Consider the following 22,831-nt stretch of genomic DNA (forward strand, 5'->3'; position numbering starts at 1 on the left):
AACAACTACTGTATCTCAGAAGAGTTTCTAGTACCTCGTACCTCGTAACTAGGAACTGGTGAAGATGTACCCAAAAACACAACATTTCAATAAATATTTGTACCTAAAAGAACTCATTGTTACCAAATTTGTTCTACTTTTGTATTATAATAGAATTAGTCTAAACTAATTAAAAGACCCATGAGCGATAGTAATAAAATACTGGAAGAAATAACTTCATCGGAATACAAATGGGGATTCGTTACGGATATCGATAACGATTCTTTGCCAAAAGGTTTAAATGAAGATACAGTACGTTACATATCCGCGAAGAAAAATGAACCTGAGTGGTTGCTTGAGTGGCGATTGGATGCTTTCCGTAAGTGGTTAAAAATGGAAGAGCCTATATGGCCAAATGTAACATATCCTAAAATTGATTTTCAGGATATCATTTACTACTCTGCTCCGAAGCAAAAAGTTACATTAAACAGTTTGGATGAAATTGATCCGGAACTACGTGCAACGTTCGAGAAGCTTGGTATTTCGTTGGATGAACAAAAACGTATGACAGGTGTAGCGGTTGATGCTGTTATTGACAGTGTTTCTATTACTACTACTTTCAAAGTAAAATTATCAGAGCTAGGAATTATTTTCTGCTCAATGAGTGAAGCTGTTCAGGAACACCCTGAATTGGTTCGTAAATATTTAGGCAGCGTTGTTCCGGTAACGGACAACTATTATGCTGCTTTAAACTCTGCAGTATTCAGTGATGGTTCATTTTGCTACATACCGAAAGGTGTTCGCAGTCCAATGGAACTATCTACCTACTTCCGTATCAATGCTGCCAACACAGGTCAGTTTGAGCGTACGTTATTGATTGCAGATGAAAGTTCTTATGTTAGTTATCTGGAAGGTTGTACAGCTCCGGTGCGTGATGAAAATCAATTGCATGCTGCCGTTGTAGAACTTGTTGCCATGGAAAAAGCAGAGATCAAATACTCTACTGTTCAGAACTGGTATCCAGGTGATAAAAATGGTAAAGGTGGCATCTACAACTTTGTAACGAAACGTGGTATCTGTGCAGGCGACTACGCTAAGATCTCATGGACACAAGTAGAAACTGGTTCTGCAGTTACATGGAAATATCCAAGCTGTATTCTTAAAGGCGATCACTCGATCGGTGAATTCTATTCTGTTGCTGTTACCAATAACTACCAGCAAGCAGATACCGGAACGAAGATGATTCACATCGGTAAAAACACGAAGAGCCGCATTGTATCAAAAGGTATTTCTGCAGGTCATAGTCATAATAGCTACCGAGGTTTAGTGAAAGTAATGAAACGTGCTGAAGGCGCGCGTAACTACTCGCAGTGTGATTCGCTTTTAATGGGCGATCAATGCGGTGCACATACCTTCCCGTACATCGAAGTTGAAAACAATACGTCTACTGTTGAACACGAAGCAACAACTTCTAAGATCGGTGAAGATCAGATCTTCTATTGCAACCAACGTGGTATTGCTACTGAAAAAGCAGTTGCCTTGATCGTTAACGGTTATTGCAAAGAAGTATTAAATCAATTACCAATGGAATTTGCTGTTGAAGCCCAAAAGCTTCTTGCGATCTCGTTGGAAGGCAGTGTAGGATAAACGTTTTAAGTAATACGTTTTAAGTTTTAAGAAGTCGTTTCGATATCAACCCTTAGAACTTATTACTTAAAACATTGAACAAACAAATATATCTTAATAGAGTGCAGCATTAAAATACGCACCTCTGATTATTAAACAAACGTTATGTTATCAATTAAAAATTTACACGCCCGCATTGAAGAAAAAGAAATTCTTCGTGGTATCAACCTTGAAGTAAAAGCGGGTGAAGTGCATGCTATCATGGGACCAAATGGTTCTGGTAAAAGTACCCTTGCTTCTGTTTTAGCAGGACGTTCAGATTATGAAGTTACAAGCGGAAGCGTTACTCTAAATGGCAAAGATCTATTGGATTTATCCCCTGAAGATCGTGCTCGTGAAGGAGTGTTTCTTGCATTCCAATACCCGATTGAAATTCCAGGTGTTAGCACCATCAATTTCATGAAAACAGCAGTAAACGAAATTCGTGAGTACCGTGGTCAGGAAACAATGGATGCTGTTTCTTTCTTAAAATTAATGAAAGAAAAAATGAAGTTGGTTGAGATCGATGAGTCACTATTGAAACGCGCATTGAACGAAGGTTTCTCAGGTGGTGAAAAGAAACGCAATGAGATCTTTCAGATGGCAATGCTTGAACCATCTTTAGCAATACTTGATGAAACCGATTCAGGTTTGGATATTGATGCGTTGCGTATTGTTGCAAACGGTGTGAATAAATTGAAGACTCCAAACAATGCTACAATCGTTGTAACGCACTATCAGCGTTTACTTGATTACATTATACCTGATTTTGTTCACGTATTATACAAAGGACGTATTGTTAAATCCGGCACAAAGGAATTAGCATTGGAATTAGAAGAAAAAGGCTACGACTGGATCAAAGCTGAAGCAGATGCACAAACGGTTTAATACCGCATTACAAGACAATGACTACAGAATTAAAAGAATCGCTGATACAGCATTTTAATACGCTTGAAAAAACACCGTCTTCTGCACTATTAGTAGATACACGTAAAGAAGCGATCAGTGCTTTCCAGGAATTGGGCTTCCCGACTACAAAGCACGAAGAATGGAAATACACGAATTTAAAAAATACGATTGCTAAAACGTATGCAATTGAATCTGCTGCAACTTTTTCTGCAGAAGATATCAAAACGCTTACAGCATTACCAATCGATTGTTACAAAGTAATTTTCGTAAACGGCATCTTCTCCCCTTCTCTATCTACTATAGATGCTGCAGGTGTGACGATTGAGCCTTTTCAAACAAGCAATCAGGAAGTAGTAAAAAACTATTTCGCAAAAAATCTTCCATACAACGACAGTATGGTTGCATTGAATGTTGCCTTTGCTACTGCAGGAACTTTGATTCATGTAAAAGCAAAACAACATGTTGCAAAACCAATTGTCTGTTTCTATTTATCGGATGTGCGTTCAGCAAATGTATTTGCACAACCAAGTGTTTTAGTAGTTGTAGAAGAAGCAGCATCAGCAACTGTGGTTGAATTGAACCGCAGCCTGGGCTCAAACACCGCGTTCACAAATGCATTTACACATGCGATCCTGAAAAAAGAAGCGTATCTGGAGCAATACAAAATTCAAAACGATATTGACAACAGCAACTTCGTTCACAATTCTCAGATTGTTCATGAAGGGAAAAGTAATTCGTATACAACCACCATTACATTAAATGGCGGCTTGGTACGAAACAACTTAAACATCACGCTGGGCGCTGAACATTGCGAAGCATATTTAAATGGCTTGTATCTTGAAAAAGGTGCACAGCACGTAGATAACCATACGCTTGTAGACCACGCCATGCCGAACTGTTACAGCAATGAGTTATATAAAGGTATTCTGGATGGAAAATCTACGGGAGTATTCAATGGAAAAATCTGGGTTCGTAAAGACGCTCAGAAAACAAATGCATTCCAATCCAATAAAAATATATTGCTATCAAAAGAAGCATCTGTACATACAAAGCCGCAATTAGAAATCTTCGCAGACGACGTTAAATGTTCGCACGGAGCTACTACAGGACAACTAGATCCGGAAGCAATGTTCTACCTACGCGCACGTGGTGTTGGTGAAGACAAAGCGAAGAAAATGCTTGTTCATGCTATTGCGTTTGATGTATTGGATAAAGTAAAACACGACGAACTTCGTGCTTATTTGGAACAAGAGATTGAAGAAAGATTGAAGTAGTTGCTAGGTTCTAGTTGCTAGGTACTAGACAAAAAGAACTTAGCAACTAATAATACTTAAATATTGTTACTAGAAACCAGAGCCTAGTAACTAGCAACTAAAAATGTTACTAGCGTCTAGAAACTGGTAACTAGAAACTAGCAACTATGATGACAACCATCAATACTGACCTTTTAACCGCCGATGGAACGTTAAACATCGACCGTATCCGGGAAGATTTCCCGATCCTGCATCAAGAGGTGAATGGCAAACCTTTGGTGTATTTTGATAACGCTGCTACTACTCAAAAACCGATACAAGTTGTTGAAGCCCTTACGGCTTATTATTTAAACGACAACGCAAATATTCACCGTGGCATCCATACGCTTGCTGAACGTGCTACTGCTGCGTTTGAAGCTACACGAGATACGGTAAAAACATTCATCAATGCAAAGGAACGCGAAGAAGTGATCTTTACGCGCGGCACAACAGAAGGCATTAATTTAGTTGCTTCAACCTGGGGACTTGCCAACCTTAAAGCTGGTGATGAAATTGTTGTTTCCGCAATGGAACACCATTCAAACATGGTACCCTGGCACATGCTTGCGCAGCGTACCAATGCTATTGTAAAAATACTACCGATGAATGATGCCGGCGAATTGCTTACTGAAGCATTCGACACCATCATTACTTCAAAAACGAAAATACTTGCTTGCGTACATGTTTCCAACACACTCGGAAGCATTAATCCGGTAAAACAATTGATCGCGAAAGCACACGCTGTTGGCGCAGTTGCATTGATCGACGGTGCTCAGGCGGTTTCTCATTTAGATATTGACGTGCAGGATCTGGATGCGGATTTCTATGCATTCTCAGCACATAAATTATACGGCCCTACAGGTGTAGGTGTCTTATACGGCAAACGCGCGATCTTAGAAGCGATGCCTCCTTATCAAGGCGGTGGCGAGATGATCAGCGAAGTAAGCTATGAGAGCTGCACCTACAACGAACTTCCATACAAGTTTGAAGCAGGTACACCAAACATTGCAGATGTAGTTGCCTTAAAAGCTGCGATTGATTACGTGAATTCTATCGGCAAAGCACCCATCCGTGCATACGAACATGAATTGCTGGATTATGCGGTTTCAAAACTAAAGGATATTGAAGGCATCCGTTTGATAGGTACAGCAAAAGAAAAAGTAAGCGTACAGTCATTTGTATTTTCAGACCTACACCATCAGGATTTAGGTATTATTTTAGATAAAGAAGGCATTGCAATCCGTACCGGTCACCATTGCACGCAACCGTTAATGGGAAGATTAGGTGTTACGGGAACTTCTCGCACCTCTTTTGCATTTTATAATACAAAGGAAGAAGTTGATCAATTCATTGCTGCCATTTACAAGGCGATAAAATTATTCAGATAATACATGGCAACAATTAACGAAATTCAGGATCAGATCATTGAAGACTTTGGTTTGTTTGATGAGTGGGACGATAAATACGCATACATCATTGACCTTGGAAAAAAACTCCCTGGTATTGATCCGAAATATAAAGTTGAAGAGAATATCATCAAAGGTTGTCAGTCGCTGGTGTGGATGGTAAGCACCTACAAAGACGGCAAGGTATATTTTGAAGGCGAAAGTGACGCGATCATTGTAAAAGGATTGGTTGCATTACTTTTAAAAGTATTAAGCGGACAACCTGCTGAAGACGTTGCAAAAAGCGATATGTATTTTATACATAAAATAGGTATGGAGCAGCATCTATCCATGACGCGTTCAAACGGATTAGCGTCGATGGTAAAACAAATGAAAATGCATGCCCTTGCATACCAAAGTAAAACAGTATAATACTATGAGTGAAGTAGAAATAGATCAGGCTGAATTAAAAAATAAAGCGATCGAAGCCATACAAACGGTGTACGATCCGGAGATACCTGTAAATATCTTTGAATTAGGATTGATATACGAAGTGAGTGTATTCCCAGTCAACAATATATTTGTACAGATGACATTGACTTCACCAAACTGCCCTGCGGCGCAATCTATGCCGGCTGAAGTAGAAACGAAGATCAAGGCAATTGAAGGTGTAAATGAAGTTACGGTAGAGATCACATTCGACCCGGCCTGGAGTCAGGAAATGATGAGCGATGCAGCAAAGCTGGAGTTGGGGTTTATGTAATTCGTAAGTATTAAGTTTTAAGTAATACGTTTTAAGAATGCATCTTTAAACTTCATCTTAAAAACTTAATCATTCCTAATACCTCAGTCTGTCTACATCTCGATTAAATCAGAATAGAAACAAAGAAACTTAAAACTTATTACTTAAAACGTATAACATACATATGTATCCAGAACAATTAGTAGCCCCAATGAAAGCGGAACTTGCCAATGCAGGTTTCACTGAATTAACAACTCCGGAAGCTGTTGAAGCTTTTATGAAAAAACCAGGCACATCCATGATCGTGATCAACTCTGTGTGTGGTTGCGCTGCAGGTACTGCAAGACCGGGTGTTAGAAAATCAATCGAACATTCTAAAATTCCTGCAAATTTAGGAACTGTATTTGCTGGTGTAGATAAAGAAGCTGTAAGTAAAGCACGTGAATTCACATTGCCTTACCCTCCATCTTCTCCTGCAATTGCCGTATTTAAAGATGGCAATCTTGTTCATTTTGTAGAACGTCACCACATTGAAGGTCGCTCTGCAGATATGATCGCAACACACCTTAAAATGGTTTACGACGAATTATAAGATTCTAGATACTAGAAGATATTCAAATAACAAAAGAAGCTGCGTAATGTGGCTTTTTTTGTTTAAAATTAGGTTCAACTTTATTTAGAATGCGTTAACATGAAACACTTTTTTATCCTTATATGTATTTTTATTGGAACAACATCTTTTCAAACAAGGAATCAGGATCTTATTGATGAAATCACAAAATCACTTTTAAAAGATTTGAAAAGTTGTGATTCAAAAGGCTTTCAAAACAAATACAGTATCACCAATTCTGATTTGAAATGGTATACAAATACTGTAAACTCAGATAGTCTAATCGAACCAAATAAAAAAAATGAATATATAAATGAATTAAATTCACTAAAAAAGTCACTGCAAACAAAAGCATTAAAAAGCGAATATGAAAAAATTTGGTTGTCCAATTTGAATACATACCAAATAAATAAAGATAGCATAACAATAACTGACTTTTTTTTCATGTTTGGCAATCAAAAGCTAAATCTAGATTGTTTAGTTATGGAAATGAAATTGTTTCATAAAGGATCGTATTATAAAATCAAATTAGATCTTGCAAACTTCGACAATAAATGGAAAGTACTTTTCATTTCAGAATTCGAACCATGCGATAAATACTACATTAGCGATTATAGATTTTAAAATTCTGCTACTCTAATAAAAACAATAATGAAAAATATATTTTCACTACTTATTTTAATTATTTTAATTACAACATCATTCACAACCAGCCCAATTTCTCCAATTGAAAAAAATGGAGAAATTCTGCTAAATGATTTATTAAATAACGATTCAGAATCTTTTAAAAAGAAGTATCAAATTGACAGCAGCGACCTTCAATGGTACGAGAATAAAATCAATTCAGACACCTTACTTACCGATGAAACAAAACTTGAATACATAGATAATTTCAAAGAATTCAAACTGAAAAATAATAATTCTCAAGAAATTCGATATACTCGAAAATGGACGTCTTTACTAGAAAAATACAACATCAAGAAAAGTGACATCAAATACATAAAAACATATTACATCCAAACCAATCAAAATTTTCATATAAATGGTTTGGGGGTATTCATTAAATTTTTCGCTAACAACTCTTATTATTATGTACAACTAAGCGTTTACGAAATAAATAAAAAATGGAAAGGTGCTCTATTATCCAATTCAGACGAATGTGATAAATACTTTGATGGAATTTAAATTAATATTCGGTATTAATTATTAACGAACCAAAGACAATTAAAAAAAATATAAAATCAATCAATACTTTTAAATGAACAAGTCGAACAGCTTTAAAATTTTAGTAGCAATTATACTTTTTTTTGCAATTGTATATTCTTCCATCTCTCTGGTTAATCACTATTGTTTCAGAACATATGCTTTAGACCTGGGCATGTTCAATCAGGCTATCTATAGCTTTTCACATTTTAAAATGAATTATTTCACGCTGGATATATCCGGTGCTGAAATCAACTACTTCGGAGACCACTTCTCTCCGATCACAATATTACTGTCTCCATTCTATTATATATTTGGCTCCTATACCTTATTGATCATTCAGATCGCTGCTATTTTATTCGGCGGATATGGTATATATAAATACGCTTCATTATCGCATCCCAATTCATACCTGCCCTTATTACTGACAGTCCATTTTTTTTCAATCTGGGGAATCTATTCTGCGTTATCTTATGATTTCCATACCAATGTACTTGCTGCAATGTTTATCCCTTGGCTGGTGTATTTTTATGAAAAAGAAAACAAGAAATATTTTTTGATCGTGTTTGTTCTTATACTCCTTGCAAAAGAGAACATGGCGCTCTGGCTTGCATTCATAGTAGCAGGATTAGTCTTAAAAAATATTTTAGAAAAAGGAACTTCATTTCCATTCAAAAAAATCCTTTCATTCGAAATTCCTCTGATCTTAATTTCGTTTGTTTACTTTGTAGTAATTGTCGCTATAGTAATGCCATTAATCAGTCATGGTGAGGGTACAAATCAAATTGCACGATATGGGCATTTAGGCAATTCCTTTTCGGAAATCATTCTATCTATTTTAAAAAATCCTAAATACATATTCTCGCTGTTTTTTGAAAGCACATCAACAGATCCTATAACTACAGGCATTAAATCAGAATTGCATTTTATGGTGCTGATTTCAGGTGGCTTTGCATTGCTTTACAGACCCTATTATCTAGTAATGCTTATTCCCATTTATGCGCAAAAACTACTTACAACAGACTATGGATTTTGGGGTATTAACAATCAGTATTCAATTGAGTTTGTTCCGATACTTACACTTTGCTTATCTGACTTATTGTTAAAAATAAAACCTATTAAACTTATCTATGCCATAACATTGGCAACGGTATTCTTAACGGCTGCTTATACGATCCAGACCATTCGTACCCGAAAATCTATTTGGTATGAAAATACAAATTCTATTTTCTTCGAGAAAAAACACTATCAAACAGAATTTAACAGAAGTGAAATACTGAAAGCATTGCATTCAATTCCTCAGGATGCTTCGGTGTCAGCCTCTCCGGCCATTACACCACACATTGCATCCAGAGATTCCTTGTATCATTTTCCTGTTGTTAAAAATGCTTCTTACATTGCTTTATTTACAGAACACAGCAGTGTATATCCTTTAAATCAGGAAGAGTTTATTTCTAAAATTCAGGAATATAAAACAGGTGGAAAATACGATGTGATTTATGACAAAAACTTTCTGCTGATTTTAAAAAGGAAATAAGAAGCAGAAAAATTTAAGAGGCAATAAATCACTTTATTAATAGCTAGTATTTATAATCAATAGTCTCCAATACTACTCCTTTTTTATCTATGATTTGTCTCAATGGTTTTACCGGATTACCCGACATAACCATTGATCTTCCATTCACAAAATCTTCTGCAGAAAGATAGATTGCCTTAACCACAATTTTACCTTGTTTATCCATAAAGCCGTACAAGGTATTTCCCGAAGTAGACTTCCAGTTGATTTTCACAACACCTTCATTGTATGCTTGATCAAGTTGATAGATTGATAGTGCAGCAAATAAAAATTTCATCTGCGTATCCATTACTTTATTATTAATAATTGCAAGTCCCTCAGAGAATCTAAATCGAATAAGCTGAATATCGTCACACACAAAACGACCTAAAGATGAGGGTTGGCTAGTAATAATTGCACCGCCCGATGTTAAAGGCATATTGCCCATCAATGGATCAATGTGATATTCCTTGCCTTTTAAATCTACAACACCGTCTACTTTATCTCCATTGATCGAATAAAAAGCAAAGCCTTCATTCACATCAGAAAGGTTTTTGTACTTCAGTGGTATTACAATCGTACCCAAGCTATCAATTGCTCCATACAACCCATTAATGCCAACTACTGCGTAGCCTTTATGAAATGCTTTTGCTAGATCAAACTTTAAAGGTATCGTAATATTGGTTGCTGAAGTGCCAAATCCAAACGATTTTGGACCAACAACTGAATATGCATTGCCTTTGATTTGAACGCGCACGATTCGTTTTAATGTACTTATATCATTGTTAAGTACTGTAATACACGAATCTTTTACACAAGGCGACTGAGCAAAACCATCAATAAAATAAAACAATGAACAAACGATTAATACTATTTTCAGTTTCATATAATTTACTTAGTTATACGTTATCATTTACTATTTTTAATGATCATAACACTGCCCTGCCAATCCAGTACTTCTATTAATGATTCCGGGATTGTACCCATAAATTCATCAACCGCTTTTTTAATTCCTTCCCAGTTATGATTGTAATCGTGAATAATAAGAACTCCACCGGGAGCAACCTTTGGATAAAAATATTTCAATGCTTCAATCGTTGGTAAATAAAGATCTGCATCAATATGCACCAACGAAAATATTTTATCCGTTACTGATTTTGCAGTAGCAGGAAAATATCCCGGATAAAATGAGACATCTTTTACATTTTTAAATAATTCTTTAACAGTTTCTAGAGATGTATCCGAAAAATTATCTGTTGTATAACGCTCATCTTTATTTTTTTCAATATCCAGATCCTTTGAATCAAATCCTTCGAACGTATCAAATAAATGCAACCTGCGGGTAGCATCCATGTGGTGCATCATAAGAGCAGTTTCTCCTTTATAAACTCCCAGCTCTGCAAATGCGCCTTGTATCTTCATTCGTTTCAGTCGTTCTACTTGAAACCACAGATTATAAAAACGTACTTTATCTCTGTACGTACGTTCCATTTTTACAAGCTCTTTAGAAATCATTCCTTGCTTAACAGCATGCTCCCACTTGTGTGGCTTACTGATTTTATAAGACCAGGAAGTCTCCATTACTTTGAAAGCCAGGAATAAAAAAATCAGTATCAAAACAATACTAATGAGCTGAACAATGGAAATAGATAATAACATAAACACAGAATTGACCGGAACGAAGATAAATAATTACTTAGTAATTCTATAATACCATCGTATTATTCGTACATTTTCAATTCGTATATCCGTATTCGAAATAGTAAATGGTGTTTTATCGTAAACTACCGAAGTAAATACCTACCTTCAATCATCTGACAAATCAACCACGTATAATCCCCCAAGGTTAAAAAACAGATTTGGGTAATAAACTATCGGAAACATACAATATTTCTGGCAGTAATTACTTTAAACCTGTATCATGGAAGAGTCTTTTGAATCTTTGATCAATAGCTATATTGAAACAAATGTAGGTATTGCCGAAAATTTTTTACCTGATGCCCTGGCATCAAAGTTAACATCCAACCTACTGAATTTATATAATGAAAATTTAATGTCTTCTGCAGGAACCGGTAGTTTCGGAAATGTGGCACACAATAAAAATAATCGTGGCGATTCAATTTATTGGTTGGATAAAAATCACAACAACAAAGATGAAAATGATTTTTTTGATCACATGGATGCATTCGTTGATTATCTAAACGGGCAGTGCTATACCGGAATTAAAAGCTACGAGTTTCATTACACGTTGTACAAACCCGGCACATATTACAAAAGACATCTGGATCAATTTCAAAACAGTGCCAACCGTGCATTTTCAATTATTAGCTACTTAAACCTTGATTGGAAAAAGTCTGATGGCGGAGAACTTTGCATTCATCATGAAAAAAATGAGCAACGCATATCACCTAGCAATGGCAAAACGGTATTTTTTAAAAGTAATGAATTAGAGCACGAAGTTTTAACAACAACTGTCAATAGATTGAGCATAACCGGCTGGTTAAAAACATAACCATACAAATTCAATTTATAGTAAATTAAGCCACTTAACAGATTTGCAGTTTCAGTCAATTAGTAATATCTTCATACCAAACTTATCACTACAGCTATGAAAAAAATGCATACTTTATTAAAAGAGATCAACATACTCACGTTGAAAATTGAACGCGATTACCCCGAATTATACGAGCATTTAGATGAAAATCCAATAACGATACCAAATATTCCTCACCCTCATTTGGATACTCAAATTTTTTCAGAGTATCTCGAGTCTTTAAAAACACTTTTAGAAAATCATTTAGCTTCTCACATCAAAAAGTAACTTAGAGAAAAAATTCCTATACAATTTTCATAGCAATTCATTTCGAATCAACACTACTACACCCCTATCATGTTTAGCCGCTCAGGTTGCATGATCAAGCTATAATATTTAAAATATGAGTAATTCCGAAGAAACTTTATTCAAAATGGATTCGTTTTTTGAGTTATCAATGGACCTATTATGCATTGCAGGTTTTGATGGTTTTTTCAAAAAAATCAACCCTTCTGTTTCAAGGATTTTAGAATACACAGATGATGAACTTTATTCAAGACCTATTAATGAGTTTGTTCATCCTGACGATCGTCATATTACAAGTATGTATAGAGATAAAATTTATGAGAACATTCCTCTTTTAAATTTCGAAAACAGGTATATCACAAAAAGTGGATCTATTGTCTGGTTCACTTGGACTTCCATGCCATCGATAGAAGACAGACTGGTATATGCAATTGCAAAAAATATTACGCACAAAAAAATTGCAGAAGAAGCCAGGAACAAAATGGTTTCAAGTTTGACTGAAGTAAATAATAATTTTAAACAATTAACCTATACGATCTCTCACGACTTAAGATCACCGATTAATAATTTACTTACCATTTTTGATTTTATAGATTCAACCAAAATAAATGATATTAAGACACTTGAATCTATAGAAATGTTAAGACTTGCCAGCGAGAATTTAAAAACAACAGTCGATAATTATGCAGAAATTTTAAATAACAAAGAAAAATACCAAACGAATTTAACAGTCTTAAATCTAAAGCACACCCTGCATGCTGTCCTTACATCTATTCATACATTAATTGTAGATTCAAATACAAAATTTGAAATTAATTTCTCTCAACTTGAATCCATTACATTCAATAAGGTTTATTTAGAAAGTATTTTTTTAAATCTCATAACCAATGCAATTAAATATTCAAAGCCCAATTGCAGTCCTATTGTAAAAATATCATCACGAATACATCAAGGGGTAAGTCAATTGATTATATCCGATAATGGACTAGGCCTTAATCTTTCTGATGTTAAGGATGAAATATTTACGTTACATACTAAGTTTCATGAGCACGCCGACAGTAGCGGAATTGGGCTATATTTGGTATATAGCCATATTAATAACATGGGTGGTAAGATTGATATTGAAAGTGAACCTAATAAAGGAACTACATTTATCATTTCATTTAAAAAATAATTTATTCCATTCATTCTGATGTCTATTCTGATTAATGAAACAAATTATTTATAGTATATTTTTCCTGATTTGTTCAAATGCATTTGGACAACAAGACTCTATTAAATCCTCTTTAAAAGTCAGCGGCTATATTGAAGTATATTATGGTTATGATTTTGGAAAACCTTCAGATCACAACAGACCACCTTTCATCTATTCATTTAACAGAAGCAATGAAGTAAATCTAAACCTTGGATTTATTAAAGCTTCATTTGAAAATACATACACCCATGCCAATCTTGCGATCATGGCAGGTACTTATTCAAATGCCAATCTGGTATCCGAGCAAGGAGTGCTGAAAAATATTTATGAAACGAATGCTGGAGTTAAAATCCACAAAAATAAAAACATATGGATCGATGCAGGAATATTTGGTTCTCATCTGGGAATAGAAACGGCTGTTGGAAAAGATTCCTGGAATTTAACCCGAAGTATGGCAGCAGATAATTCTCCTTATTATGAAACCGGTGTTAAAGGCACCTATATAAGTGATAATTCCAAATGGCTTTTATGCGGTCTGATTCTAAACGGATGGCAACGCATTCAAAGAATTGATGGCAATAATTCCTTAGCAGTGGGCCATCAGATTACTTTTACACCATCAAAAAAATTCACCTTAAATAGCAGCTCTTTCATTGGCAATACCAAACCTGATTCTGTAAAACAAATGCGCTATTTTCATAATCTTTATGCAACGTATGAATGGAATTCAACATGTGGATTAATAGCAGGATTTGATATTGGTGCTGAACAAAAAAATAAAGGCAGTACTGCTTATAACATATGGTTTACTCCTTACCTGCAGCTCCGTTACAAGCTATCACAAAAAATAATTCTTGCTGCACGGGCAGAATATTATTACGATAAAAATCAAGTGATCATTTCTACCGGTACTATCAACGGATTTCAAACCCTTGGCTACTCCATCAATACAGATGTACAAATCCATACCTATGCAGTATGGAGAATTGAAGCAAAAGCATTGAATAGCAAAGATGAAATATTTACATTGCACAATAAAAGCAGCAGACTGAATTACGCTCTTACAACATCACTAGCTATTGCTTTCTGATCATACATTCCTTCAGATTTCTCTATATACTATGACACCTATTGCAGACCCCATTGGAAGTGCAATCCTGGATTTTCTTTCAACTAAAAATCAGAACGCAATTCTTGTCGAATCGGATCAGACTGAAGACGAAGAAATTCCGGTACCGTACCTTTTCAGAAACAAAGAAGAACTGCCGGAAAAAGAAGTTTTTGCCTTATCAAAAGCACATGGACGTATACTTGATGTGGGTGCAGGTTCAGGTGCGCACAGCTTGATACTTCAATCTGCTCAACAAAATGTAGTAGCACTTGACGTTTCAGAAAAATGTTGTGAAGCAATGAAACTGCAAGGAATTACACAGATTGTCTGTGCAGACTTTTTCACTTTTCAAGACACCGAAAAATTTGACACCATCCTTCTATTGATGAACGGATTCGGCATTGCCGGCACCCTTGACAATCTTGAGCCGTTGTTGCAGCAATGTAAATCCTTACTTAAGCCCGGAGGTATTATTATTGGCGAATCTGCAGATATCCTATACCTATTCGAGGAAGAAGACGGTTCATGTAGTATTGACTTAAATGGGAATTATTATGGCGAAATGAACTACCGAATGAGCTACCAAAACGAAGTGGGCAATTGGTTTCCATGGTTATATATCTCAGCTGATTTGCTCATAGACATTGCTGATAAAGCAGGATTTCAGATGAGCGAAATCAAGCACGGTACTGAAGATGATTTCATAATTTTTCTTCAGTTAAAACAATAATTTTACACCCTTTAATACAATAAATCAGCTTTAAAATCCATTTAACCTGATTCATAACAATACATATACCTATGCAATAAAAATTAAATACTGCTAATTTTATCGTACATTGCATGTATATATCATATAATCCAGAAGTGGCGGCGCAATTCTACCAGTTCAATTATATCCTTATAATTAATCAGACATTTAGAATCAATCGCGTAAGCACACTATGAGTAAATCACAAGAAACCTGGAACAAAAAAGAAGCAGAGAAGAAAAAAGCAAAAAAGAAGCAAGATAAGGAGCAGAAGAAAGAAGAGCGTAAGGCCAATGCCAAAGATGGCAGTAGCTTTGAAGATATGTTGGCTTATGTAGATGAATATGGTAACATTACATCAACTCCGCCAGATCCGCTTAAAAAGATTGTGATAAAAGAAGAAGACATTCAGATCGCAATCCCTAAACTTGCTAATATGGCTCCTGTTGATCCTGTTCGCAAGGGAATTGTGACATTTTTCAATGATTCTAAAGGATATGGTTTTATTAAAGATACCGATACACAAGAAAGTATCTTTGTACATATTAACGGTTTAGTTGATTCAATTAAAGAAAATAATAAAGTTTCCTTTGAAGTTGAAATGGGACCAAAAGGACCTAATGCAGTAAATGTAAAACTGGTAAAATAGTTTTAGTTTAACCTAGACGATTTTAAGTCCCGTCTCGACCCCGATAGCTATCGGGGTCGAGACGGGACTTTTTTTATGAAATCATTACATTTCCAGAAAAACAACGAATAATCCAACTTATTTATATTATATTTATACTTCTAAAATATAATATAATGAAAAAAATCCCCCTGTTTCTCTCATTATTCTGTAGTTTCCACCTCCTTTTCGCCCAAACCGGGATGCTGGAAAACTTCAACGACAATTTACTGGATCCGAATTGGAAAAGTGTTCCCGCAGGAAAGTTTACGTTTACTGAATCATCCAGTCAATTGGCAGTAGCAACTTCTGCAGTAGGTCCGGGCTGGGAGAACTTCGAATACAGCTTTAGCTCTGTAAATCTAACAAGCAACCCAACTGTTACAATCAAAATAAAAAACAGTACAGCATTAACACTTCGAATAGACCTCGTTGATATCAATGGAAAATCAACAAATGCAAGTCCGGTATCAAAATCAGTTGCCATCAATGGTTCACTAACAACACTTACCTACGACTTTACAAATAAGTTTAGCCAGTCTGATGGAGCAACGGTTGATAAAACAAAAATCAGCAAAGTGGTTTTCTTTATTAATCCGGGTGGAACTTCCTATTCAAATACAATCACACTGGATGATGTTACCGTTGGAGATGCCATTGCTACTACAGCCGGAAACATTGTTCTCAATCAGGTGGGCTATGAATTAACGGGGACAAAAACAGCGATATTTACAAATAGCACTACAAGTTTAACAGCTACAACCTTCGATATTTTATCTTCTACAAACGCTGTTGTATATACCGGCAACATTGTATCAAAAGGAGCTGTAGCAGGTTGGACCGGTAGATACTTCTGGGAATTAAATTTCAGCAATTTTCAAACAGCCGGCATTTACAGAGTACGAGTAGGAACAAAAATTTCTTATCCATTTGAAATCGGACTAAATATTTTATTCAGTAAAACAGCTTTTTCTGTTGTTGATTTTTTCAAGGGAATGCGTTCAACAGTTGATGCAGATAAAACCCTTTCCTTCAATGGTCCGCGTAATGACCAGGTGAATGTATACGGTGGCTGGCGTGATGCCACAGGGGATCAAGGCAAACACATGTCTCACCTCTCCTATGCAAATAATTTCAACCCGCAGCAAATCCCGTTTGTTGTTTGGTCTTTATTGAAATCATATGAAATGTCTACTACCTCATTTTCCGCAAAATCAACGGATCTATTGAACGAATCAAAATGGGGTGCTGATTATCTGTTGCGAAACATTGATAAACAACAAGGCTATTTATACTTATCTATTTTTGATGATTGGGGCAATAACCCATCTTCCCGTGAAATTACTGAATGGGGACAACCAGGTTCAGGAAACGACGGAGCGCGAACACCGAATTACCAGGCTGCGATGCGTGAAGGTACCGGTATTGCAATTGCTGCACTTGCCAGAGCCTACCGCATGAATCTAAATGGTGATAGTACAAAGACGCAATATCTAAATGGTGCTATACGCCTTTACAATCACATCACCTCACCAGGTACCGGATACGCTACAAAAAATCTGGAATACTGTAACGATCACACTGAAAACATTATTGACTTCTATTGCGGTCTGCTAGCTACGATTGAATTGTATAAAGCTACGAACAATGCCACATACTTAACGGCTGCTTCTGCTTATGCAGATAAAATGATCAGCATGCTGGATCCTCAAGGCTGGTTCAGATCTGATGTTGCGGGTAATCGTCCATTCTACCATGCGGCGGACGAAGGCCTACCTCTTATTTCATTAATGGAATATATGGATATTGATGCATCTAAGAATACTGCAATTACTCAGGTGATCAATAAAAATATTACCTGGTACATGAGTATTTCAAAAGAAGTAAACAACCCGTTCAATTACATGCGGGAATATTACAAACCTTATGTAAGCGGCGCATTGGGCACTGCAAAAAAAGGATTCTTTTTACCTCATGATAACGAAACGGGATATTGGTGGCAAGGAGAAAATGCACGTTTAGCATCTATGTCTACTGCATTGTTAATGGCCGGAAGAAAATTGAACACTCAATTTGTAATGGGTACCGATTCATTAAGCACATACGGCTTAGCTCAGTTGGATTGGATCTTAGGTAAAAATCCGTTTGATGTATGTATGATGACAGGTGCTGGCACAACCACATACCAGAGCTATCCTGTGGGTGCTGCGATACCAAATGTAACAGGCGGCATCTGTAATGGTATCTCTTCTAAAAATTTAGAAGAAACAAATATTGATTGGATGCCTTATGCAACAAGCGACTGGCAAAACTGGAGATGGATCGAACAGTGGCTTCCTCACGATGCCTGGTATCTACTTGCAGTTTCATCTATTGATGTATCCAACAAAGCAGCAGTTCTCCCTATAGCAGCTTCTTTCACAACAAGTACAACAATACTATGTACCGGTGTTTCTACAACGTTCACCAATACATCACAAGGAACTGTTTCAACATATGCATGGAACTTCGGATCAGGAGCATCTATTGCAACTGCAACTACAGCAGGACCGCATAACGTTTCATGGACAACAGCCGGCACTAAAACCATTACACTAACTATTACAGGCCCTACAGGAACTTCTACTTCTACATCAACTGTAACTGTAAACGCTGTACCAACAGCCGCAGGAACAATTACAGGAGCTGCTTCTGCCTGCATTAACACTACGGGGATTATCTATTCAATCCCTGGCATTGCAACTGCAACGGGATATACATGGTCATTACCTACAGGGGCTACCATTACAAATGGTGCAAATACAAATAACATTACAGTTGCATTTGCGACAACGGGATCAGGTACCATTCAAGCCACGCCTGCAAATACCTGTGGAAACGGAACTGCAAGTAGTAAAGCAGTAACAATAATTGCAGCACCTGTTACCGGCACAATTACTGGTCCGGCTTCACTGTGTGTATATAGTACAGGCATTATTTATTCTACTCCTGCTATTCCAACAGCAACAAGTTATTCATGGACCTTACCACAAGGTGCAAACATTACAAGTGGCGATAATACCAATAGTATTACCGTATCGTTTGGAGAAACCAGTGGATCCATTCAGTTAACTCCGGCAAATACCTGCGGCTACGGCACAACTGCAAGTACTGCTGTTACCTTATCCCCATTACCTTCATGGCCTAACCCTGTATCTACGCCGGCTTCTATTTGTCCGAACGCTACCGGAGTAGTCCTTTCTGTTGCACCTGTAGCAGATGCAACCAGTTACAAATGGGTTGTGCCAAATGGTGTAACAATAACAAACGGAGCAAATACAAATAGTATTACCGTTTCGTATGGACCAACAATCAGCGGGGGCTATAATGTTAGGGGAGTCAATAGCTGCGGTACCGGAATGGGTAGAGATGCTGGCATTCTGATATCTCAATTGCCAGCAAATGCTGGAGCTGTAACAGGTCTTGACGCTACGTGTGCAAATACAACCGGAATTACCTATTCTATAGCAAGTGTTCCAAATGCTACCGGATATACATGGTCTTTACCAAGCGGTGCAACCATTACAAATGGAGCAAACACAAACAGCATTACTGTATCGTTTGCAACTACCAGCGGTACCGTTCAGGTGACACCAATAAATACTTGTGGCAGCGGTACACCCAACTCTAAATTTGTATCCGTAAACAGTGCACCAACTGTTGCCGGTACATTATCAGGTTATACTTCTGTTTGCGCAAACAATACAGGGATTAACTACTCTATACCAAGCGTTACAAATGCTACAGGATACATCTGGACTTTACCAACCGGAGCAACCCTTACAAACGGGGCAAATACAAACAGCATTACCGTTTCATTTGCAACGACCGGAGGAACTATTCAGGTAACACCGATTACAGCATGTGGCAACGGCGCACCATCCAGCATCAGCGTTACAGTAACAAATCCACCAGCTGCTGCCGGTACAATAACAGGTACTGCAACATCATGTTCAAACAGCACCGGTGTCATCTATTCGATCCCTGCTATTGCAGCAGCAACGGATTACAACTGGTCTTTACCAAGTGGGGCAACAATCACAAATGGTGTAAATACAAACAGCATTACGGTTTCTTTTGCAAGCACTGAAGGAATCATCCAGGTAACGCCATCCAACATTTGTGGTACGGGTACTGCAAGCTCTAAAACAATCACACTAACAGGTTCAGCTACTGCTGCCGGCACAATCACCGGTATTGCTTCTACCTGTGCAAATAGTTCAGGAGTTGCCTATTCAATTCCTACAATTGCAACAGCAACAGGATATACATGGACGTTACCTACAGGTGCAACAATTACCAACGGAGCAAATACAAATAGTATTACCGTTTCATTTGCAACAACAGGCGGAAACATTCAGGTAACTCCATCAAACAGTTGTGGTAATGGAACTCCAAGTTCAAAAACAATAACGTTAACAACAGTACCTACTGCTGCCGGCGCAATAACAGGCCTTACAAGCAGCTGTACAAACAGTACCGGTGTTACTTATTCAATCCCTGCGAATGCAACAGCTACAGGTTATATATGGACTGTACCAGCAGGTGCAACGATTACCAACGGAGCAAATACAAATAGTATTACAGTTTCATTTGCAACAACTGGCGGTAATATTCAGGTTATACCAACAAACAGCTGTGGCAATGGAAGTCCTTCAAATACTTCCGTATCAATTGCAACGATTCCGGTTGCAGGAACAATTTCAGGAGCAGCAAGTACATGTCCAAATACAACAGGTGTCTCGTACTCTATATCCAGCATTGCAACAGCAACAGGTTATACATGGACAGTACCAACTGGTGCAACAATTACCGGTGGTGCAAATACAAATGCAATTACCGTTTCGTTCGCAACTACAGGTGGCACCATTCAGGTGACTCCGATCAGCACATGCGGAAACGGAGCACCCTCCAATAAGTCTGTAGCTATTACACCTATTGGTACTTCACCTTGCGTTGCTCCTACCACTTCAAGCATTTCCGGTCCGGCAACGATAACGTCGAATCAGCAAAATGTAACCTATACAGTAGCGAATAACAGCGGATCAGCATATACATGGACCGTGCCGGCAGGTGCTACCATCGTGAGCGGTCAAGGCTCTAATACAATCACCGTTTCATTTGGCACAAACGGAGGCTCCATTACCGTGCAGGAATCCAATGCATATGGCACAGGTACAACGGTAAGCACAACCGTAACAATTGTTTCTACAGCTCTATCCATGGGATTAGAATCCAACTTGTCGGTCTATCCAAACCCAACCAATCAATACAGTATTCTATCTGCAACAAACATCGATCAGGAAAGCGTTCAGGTATCCATTATAGATATGCATGGAAGAGTTGTATCTGAAAGCAAATGGATCACAAGTAACGAGCTTACCATCGGAGAAGAACTGCCGTCTGGCATATACATCATCCAATTAAAAATTCAGGATCAGATCGTAACCAAAAGATGGATCAAAATATAAATCTGTTCTTTTAAATACGTTCCACTAAATTCAATAAAAAAGTCCTGTTCCGATAATATCGAAACAGGACTTTTTTTATTGTAGGATTATTTTTTCTACAAATCCATTAAGCCAATATTTCTTCATCTCTTAAATCTTTGCGCTTAATATAATTGGAGAGTTTAAATCCGTATACAGATATGTACAGATAACAAACAACTACAATTACCAATGCAAAATCGTAATTCGCATAAGCAAAATTACGAACATTGAAAGGTATCACTGCGCCTCCCACAATAAACATGATCAATACGGCAGAACCATCTAAAGAGAATTTACCTAGACCATTTACACCAAGTGTAAATATACTCGGGAACATGATTGCATTGAATAAACCCACAGACATGATTAAATGACAGTTATAATCCATGTATTCTTTAGGCATTAATATCGCAACAATGATTAACAAACTAGAGATAGCACCTGCCATACCCAGTGCTTTATTTGTTGGTACAAACAGCAATAACAACGCACCTAAGAATCTACCCACCATTGCCAGCTCCCAATAGGTGCTTGCCAATTCAGGAGAGAAATCTTCCAGATAATTTGCCAATGCTACTTCGGCTCCCACATATGCAAATATTGCAAACGCACCCAAACGTAATTGAGAAAAATGCATTACGTGTCTTCTGCGTTTTGAGGTAACTTTATTTAACGGCTCTAAATTCTGCGTATCCATTTCAGGCAAGTATATAATCATCAAAAATATTGCGAACAACACCATGATAATACCAAAAAATAAATATAAATAATCGATGTAAGCAGACTCAATCATTACCTTATCTGTAAGCGGCAACAGCTCTAAATAATCAAACGGGATCTTTATGTAATGACTTAAAATTTCCATTGAAATAATTGGTCCGATAACAGCCCCCAAGGAATTAAAGGCTTGCACAAAAACAAGTCTGCTCGCTGCTTTTTCTACTCCGCCCAATAATACTACATATAAGTTCGCTCCTACCTGCAATATTGTTATGCCTGCTGCCATGCAGAATAAGGCACCTAAAAATAAATAATACGATTTATCAGAGAACCAGGTATATGATTTAGACATTACCGAAAGCATAAACAAGAAACAGCCAACACAAGCAAGTAGCCATCCTACCAGAATTCCTTTTTTATATCCGATCCATTTGATCATCCTTCCCGCCTGCAAAGACACTACAAGATAGGTACAGAAAAATGTTAAATTAATGAATGTAGATACCGAATAATTCAGTTCGAATATTACTTTAAAATGATGGTATAGAAATAAATTCAAATTTGTTAAAAGGCCCCACATAAAAAACAAAAAAGCCATTACAAAAATCAATACCCAACGTTGTCTCTTACTAATATGAAGATTTAATTCTTTCATTTATATAATTTTCAAATACTAT

General features: G+C 36.9%; 20 protein-coding genes. 17 read left to right on the forward strand and 3 right to left on the reverse strand.

The features are described 5' to 3' along the window. Positions 1 to 180 precede the first annotated feature (180 nt). The 10 genes from sufB (at position 181) to A3EE_RS0108120 (ending at position 9,322) form a co-directional block, all read left to right on the forward strand. Positions 181 to 1,626: a Fe-S cluster assembly protein SufB gene (sufB, locus tag A3EE_RS0108075; protein WP_018342941.1), complete on the forward strand. Its 1,446-nt coding sequence runs from the start codon at positions 181 to 183 to the stop codon at positions 1,624 to 1,626. Between the two features lie 144 nt (positions 1,627 to 1,770). Beyond that, complete coding sequence (gene sufC / locus A3EE_RS0108080) at positions 1,771 to 2,532, forward strand: Fe-S cluster assembly ATPase SufC (RefSeq protein WP_018342942.1); 762 nt, start codon at positions 1,771 to 1,773, stop codon at positions 2,530 to 2,532. Between the two features lie 17 nt (positions 2,533 to 2,549). Continuing rightward, positions 2,550 to 3,827, forward strand: coding sequence for a Fe-S cluster assembly protein SufD (gene sufD, locus A3EE_RS0108085; RefSeq protein WP_018342943.1), 1,278 nt, complete (start codon positions 2,550 to 2,552; stop codon positions 3,825 to 3,827). Positions 3,828 to 3,973: 146 nt separating this feature from the next. After that, complete coding sequence (locus A3EE_RS0108090; protein ID WP_157446939.1) at positions 3,974 to 5,233, forward strand: cysteine desulfurase; 1,260 nt, start codon at positions 3,974 to 3,976, stop codon at positions 5,231 to 5,233. Between the two features lie 3 nt (positions 5,234 to 5,236). Then, complete coding sequence (locus tag A3EE_RS0108095; protein ID WP_018342945.1) at positions 5,237 to 5,662, forward strand: SufE family protein; 426 nt, start codon at positions 5,237 to 5,239, stop codon at positions 5,660 to 5,662. A 4-nt stretch (positions 5,663 to 5,666) separates the two neighbouring features. After that, positions 5,667 to 5,993 carry an SUF system Fe-S cluster assembly protein gene (locus A3EE_RS0108100; protein WP_018342946.1) on the forward strand — a complete coding sequence of 109 codons (327 nt, stop codon included), beginning with the start codon at positions 5,667 to 5,669 and terminating at the stop codon, positions 5,991 to 5,993. 163 nt (positions 5,994 to 6,156) lie between these two features. After that, positions 6,157 to 6,564 (forward strand): BrxA/BrxB family bacilliredoxin, encoded by a 408-nt coding sequence (locus A3EE_RS0108105; RefSeq protein ID WP_018342947.1) that lies wholly within the window; start codon positions 6,157 to 6,159, stop codon positions 6,562 to 6,564. A gap of 99 nt (positions 6,565 to 6,663) precedes the next feature. Continuing rightward, the gene (locus tag A3EE_RS0108110) at positions 6,664 to 7,206 is read left to right on the forward strand and encodes a hypothetical protein (protein ID WP_018342948.1); all 543 of its coding nucleotides are present in this window, start codon (positions 6,664 to 6,666) and stop codon (positions 7,204 to 7,206) included. 27 nt (positions 7,207 to 7,233) lie between these two features. Then, positions 7,234 to 7,767 carry a hypothetical protein gene (locus A3EE_RS0108115; protein ID WP_018342949.1) on the forward strand — a complete coding sequence of 178 codons (534 nt, stop codon included), beginning with the start codon at positions 7,234 to 7,236 and terminating at the stop codon, positions 7,765 to 7,767. Positions 7,768 to 7,840: 73 nt separating this feature from the next. Further along, a complete protein-coding gene (locus tag A3EE_RS0108120; RefSeq protein WP_018342950.1) occupies positions 7,841 to 9,322 on the forward strand; it encodes a DUF2079 domain-containing protein in 1,482 nt (493 codons plus the stop codon). Positions 9,323 to 9,365: 43 nt separating this feature from the next. Here A3EE_RS0108120 and A3EE_RS0108125 read toward each other — a convergent pair whose 3' ends face one another. After that, the gene (locus tag A3EE_RS0108125) at positions 9,366 to 10,226 is read right to left on the reverse strand and encodes a WG repeat-containing protein (RefSeq protein ID WP_018342951.1); all 861 of its coding nucleotides are present in this window, start codon (positions 10,224 to 10,226) and stop codon (positions 9,366 to 9,368) included. Positions 10,227 to 10,249: 23 nt separating this feature from the next. Continuing rightward, on the reverse strand, positions 10,250 to 10,999 hold the full coding sequence (locus tag A3EE_RS20260; RefSeq protein WP_018342952.1) for a TylF/MycF/NovP-related O-methyltransferase: 750 nt from the start codon (positions 10,997 to 10,999) through the stop codon (positions 10,250 to 10,252). A gap of 262 nt (positions 11,000 to 11,261) precedes the next feature. Here A3EE_RS20260 and A3EE_RS0108135 point away from each other — a divergent pair, with 262 nt between their 5' ends. From A3EE_RS0108135 to A3EE_RS21290, 7 genes are all read left to right on the forward strand, one after another. Then, positions 11,262 to 11,852, forward strand: a complete 591-nt coding sequence (locus A3EE_RS0108135; protein WP_018342953.1) for a 2OG-Fe(II) oxygenase — start codon at positions 11,262 to 11,264, stop codon at positions 11,850 to 11,852. A 96-nt stretch (positions 11,853 to 11,948) separates the two neighbouring features. Then, a complete protein-coding gene (locus A3EE_RS0108140; protein ID WP_026209669.1) occupies positions 11,949 to 12,161 on the forward strand; it encodes a hypothetical protein in 213 nt (70 codons plus the stop codon). A gap of 115 nt (positions 12,162 to 12,276) precedes the next feature. Further along, a complete protein-coding gene (locus tag A3EE_RS0108145) occupies positions 12,277 to 13,353 on the forward strand; it encodes a PAS domain-containing sensor histidine kinase (RefSeq protein WP_018342954.1) in 1,077 nt (358 codons plus the stop codon). Between the two features lie 34 nt (positions 13,354 to 13,387). Next, positions 13,388 to 14,464 carry a porin gene (locus tag A3EE_RS0108150; protein WP_018342955.1) on the forward strand — a complete coding sequence of 359 codons (1,077 nt, stop codon included), beginning with the start codon at positions 13,388 to 13,390 and terminating at the stop codon, positions 14,462 to 14,464. Between the two features lie 31 nt (positions 14,465 to 14,495). After that, entirely contained in the window at positions 14,496 to 15,215 is a 720-nt protein-coding gene (locus tag A3EE_RS0108155; RefSeq protein ID WP_018342956.1) for a class I SAM-dependent methyltransferase, read from the forward strand. A gap of 214 nt (positions 15,216 to 15,429) precedes the next feature. After that, a complete protein-coding gene (locus A3EE_RS0108160) occupies positions 15,430 to 15,885 on the forward strand; it encodes a cold-shock protein (RefSeq protein WP_018342957.1) in 456 nt (151 codons plus the stop codon). 155 nt (positions 15,886 to 16,040) lie between these two features. Continuing rightward, the gene (locus A3EE_RS21290; RefSeq protein WP_157446940.1) at positions 16,041 to 21,413 is read left to right on the forward strand and encodes a glycoside hydrolase family 9 protein; all 5,373 of its coding nucleotides are present in this window, start codon (positions 16,041 to 16,043) and stop codon (positions 21,411 to 21,413) included. Positions 21,414 to 21,519: 106 nt separating this feature from the next. Here the strand turns inward: A3EE_RS21290 and A3EE_RS0108170 are convergent, their stop codons facing one another. Beyond that, positions 21,520 to 22,809: an MFS transporter gene (locus tag A3EE_RS0108170; protein ID WP_018342959.1), complete on the reverse strand. Its 1,290-nt coding sequence runs from the start codon at positions 22,807 to 22,809 to the stop codon at positions 21,520 to 21,522. Positions 22,810 to 22,831 lie beyond the last annotated feature (22 nt).

Source organism: Cytophaga aurantiaca DSM 3654, from assembly GCF_000379725.1.
In the GTDB taxonomy this organism is placed as follows: Bacteria; Bacteroidota; Bacteroidia; order Cytophagales; family Cytophagaceae; genus Cytophaga; species Cytophaga aurantiaca.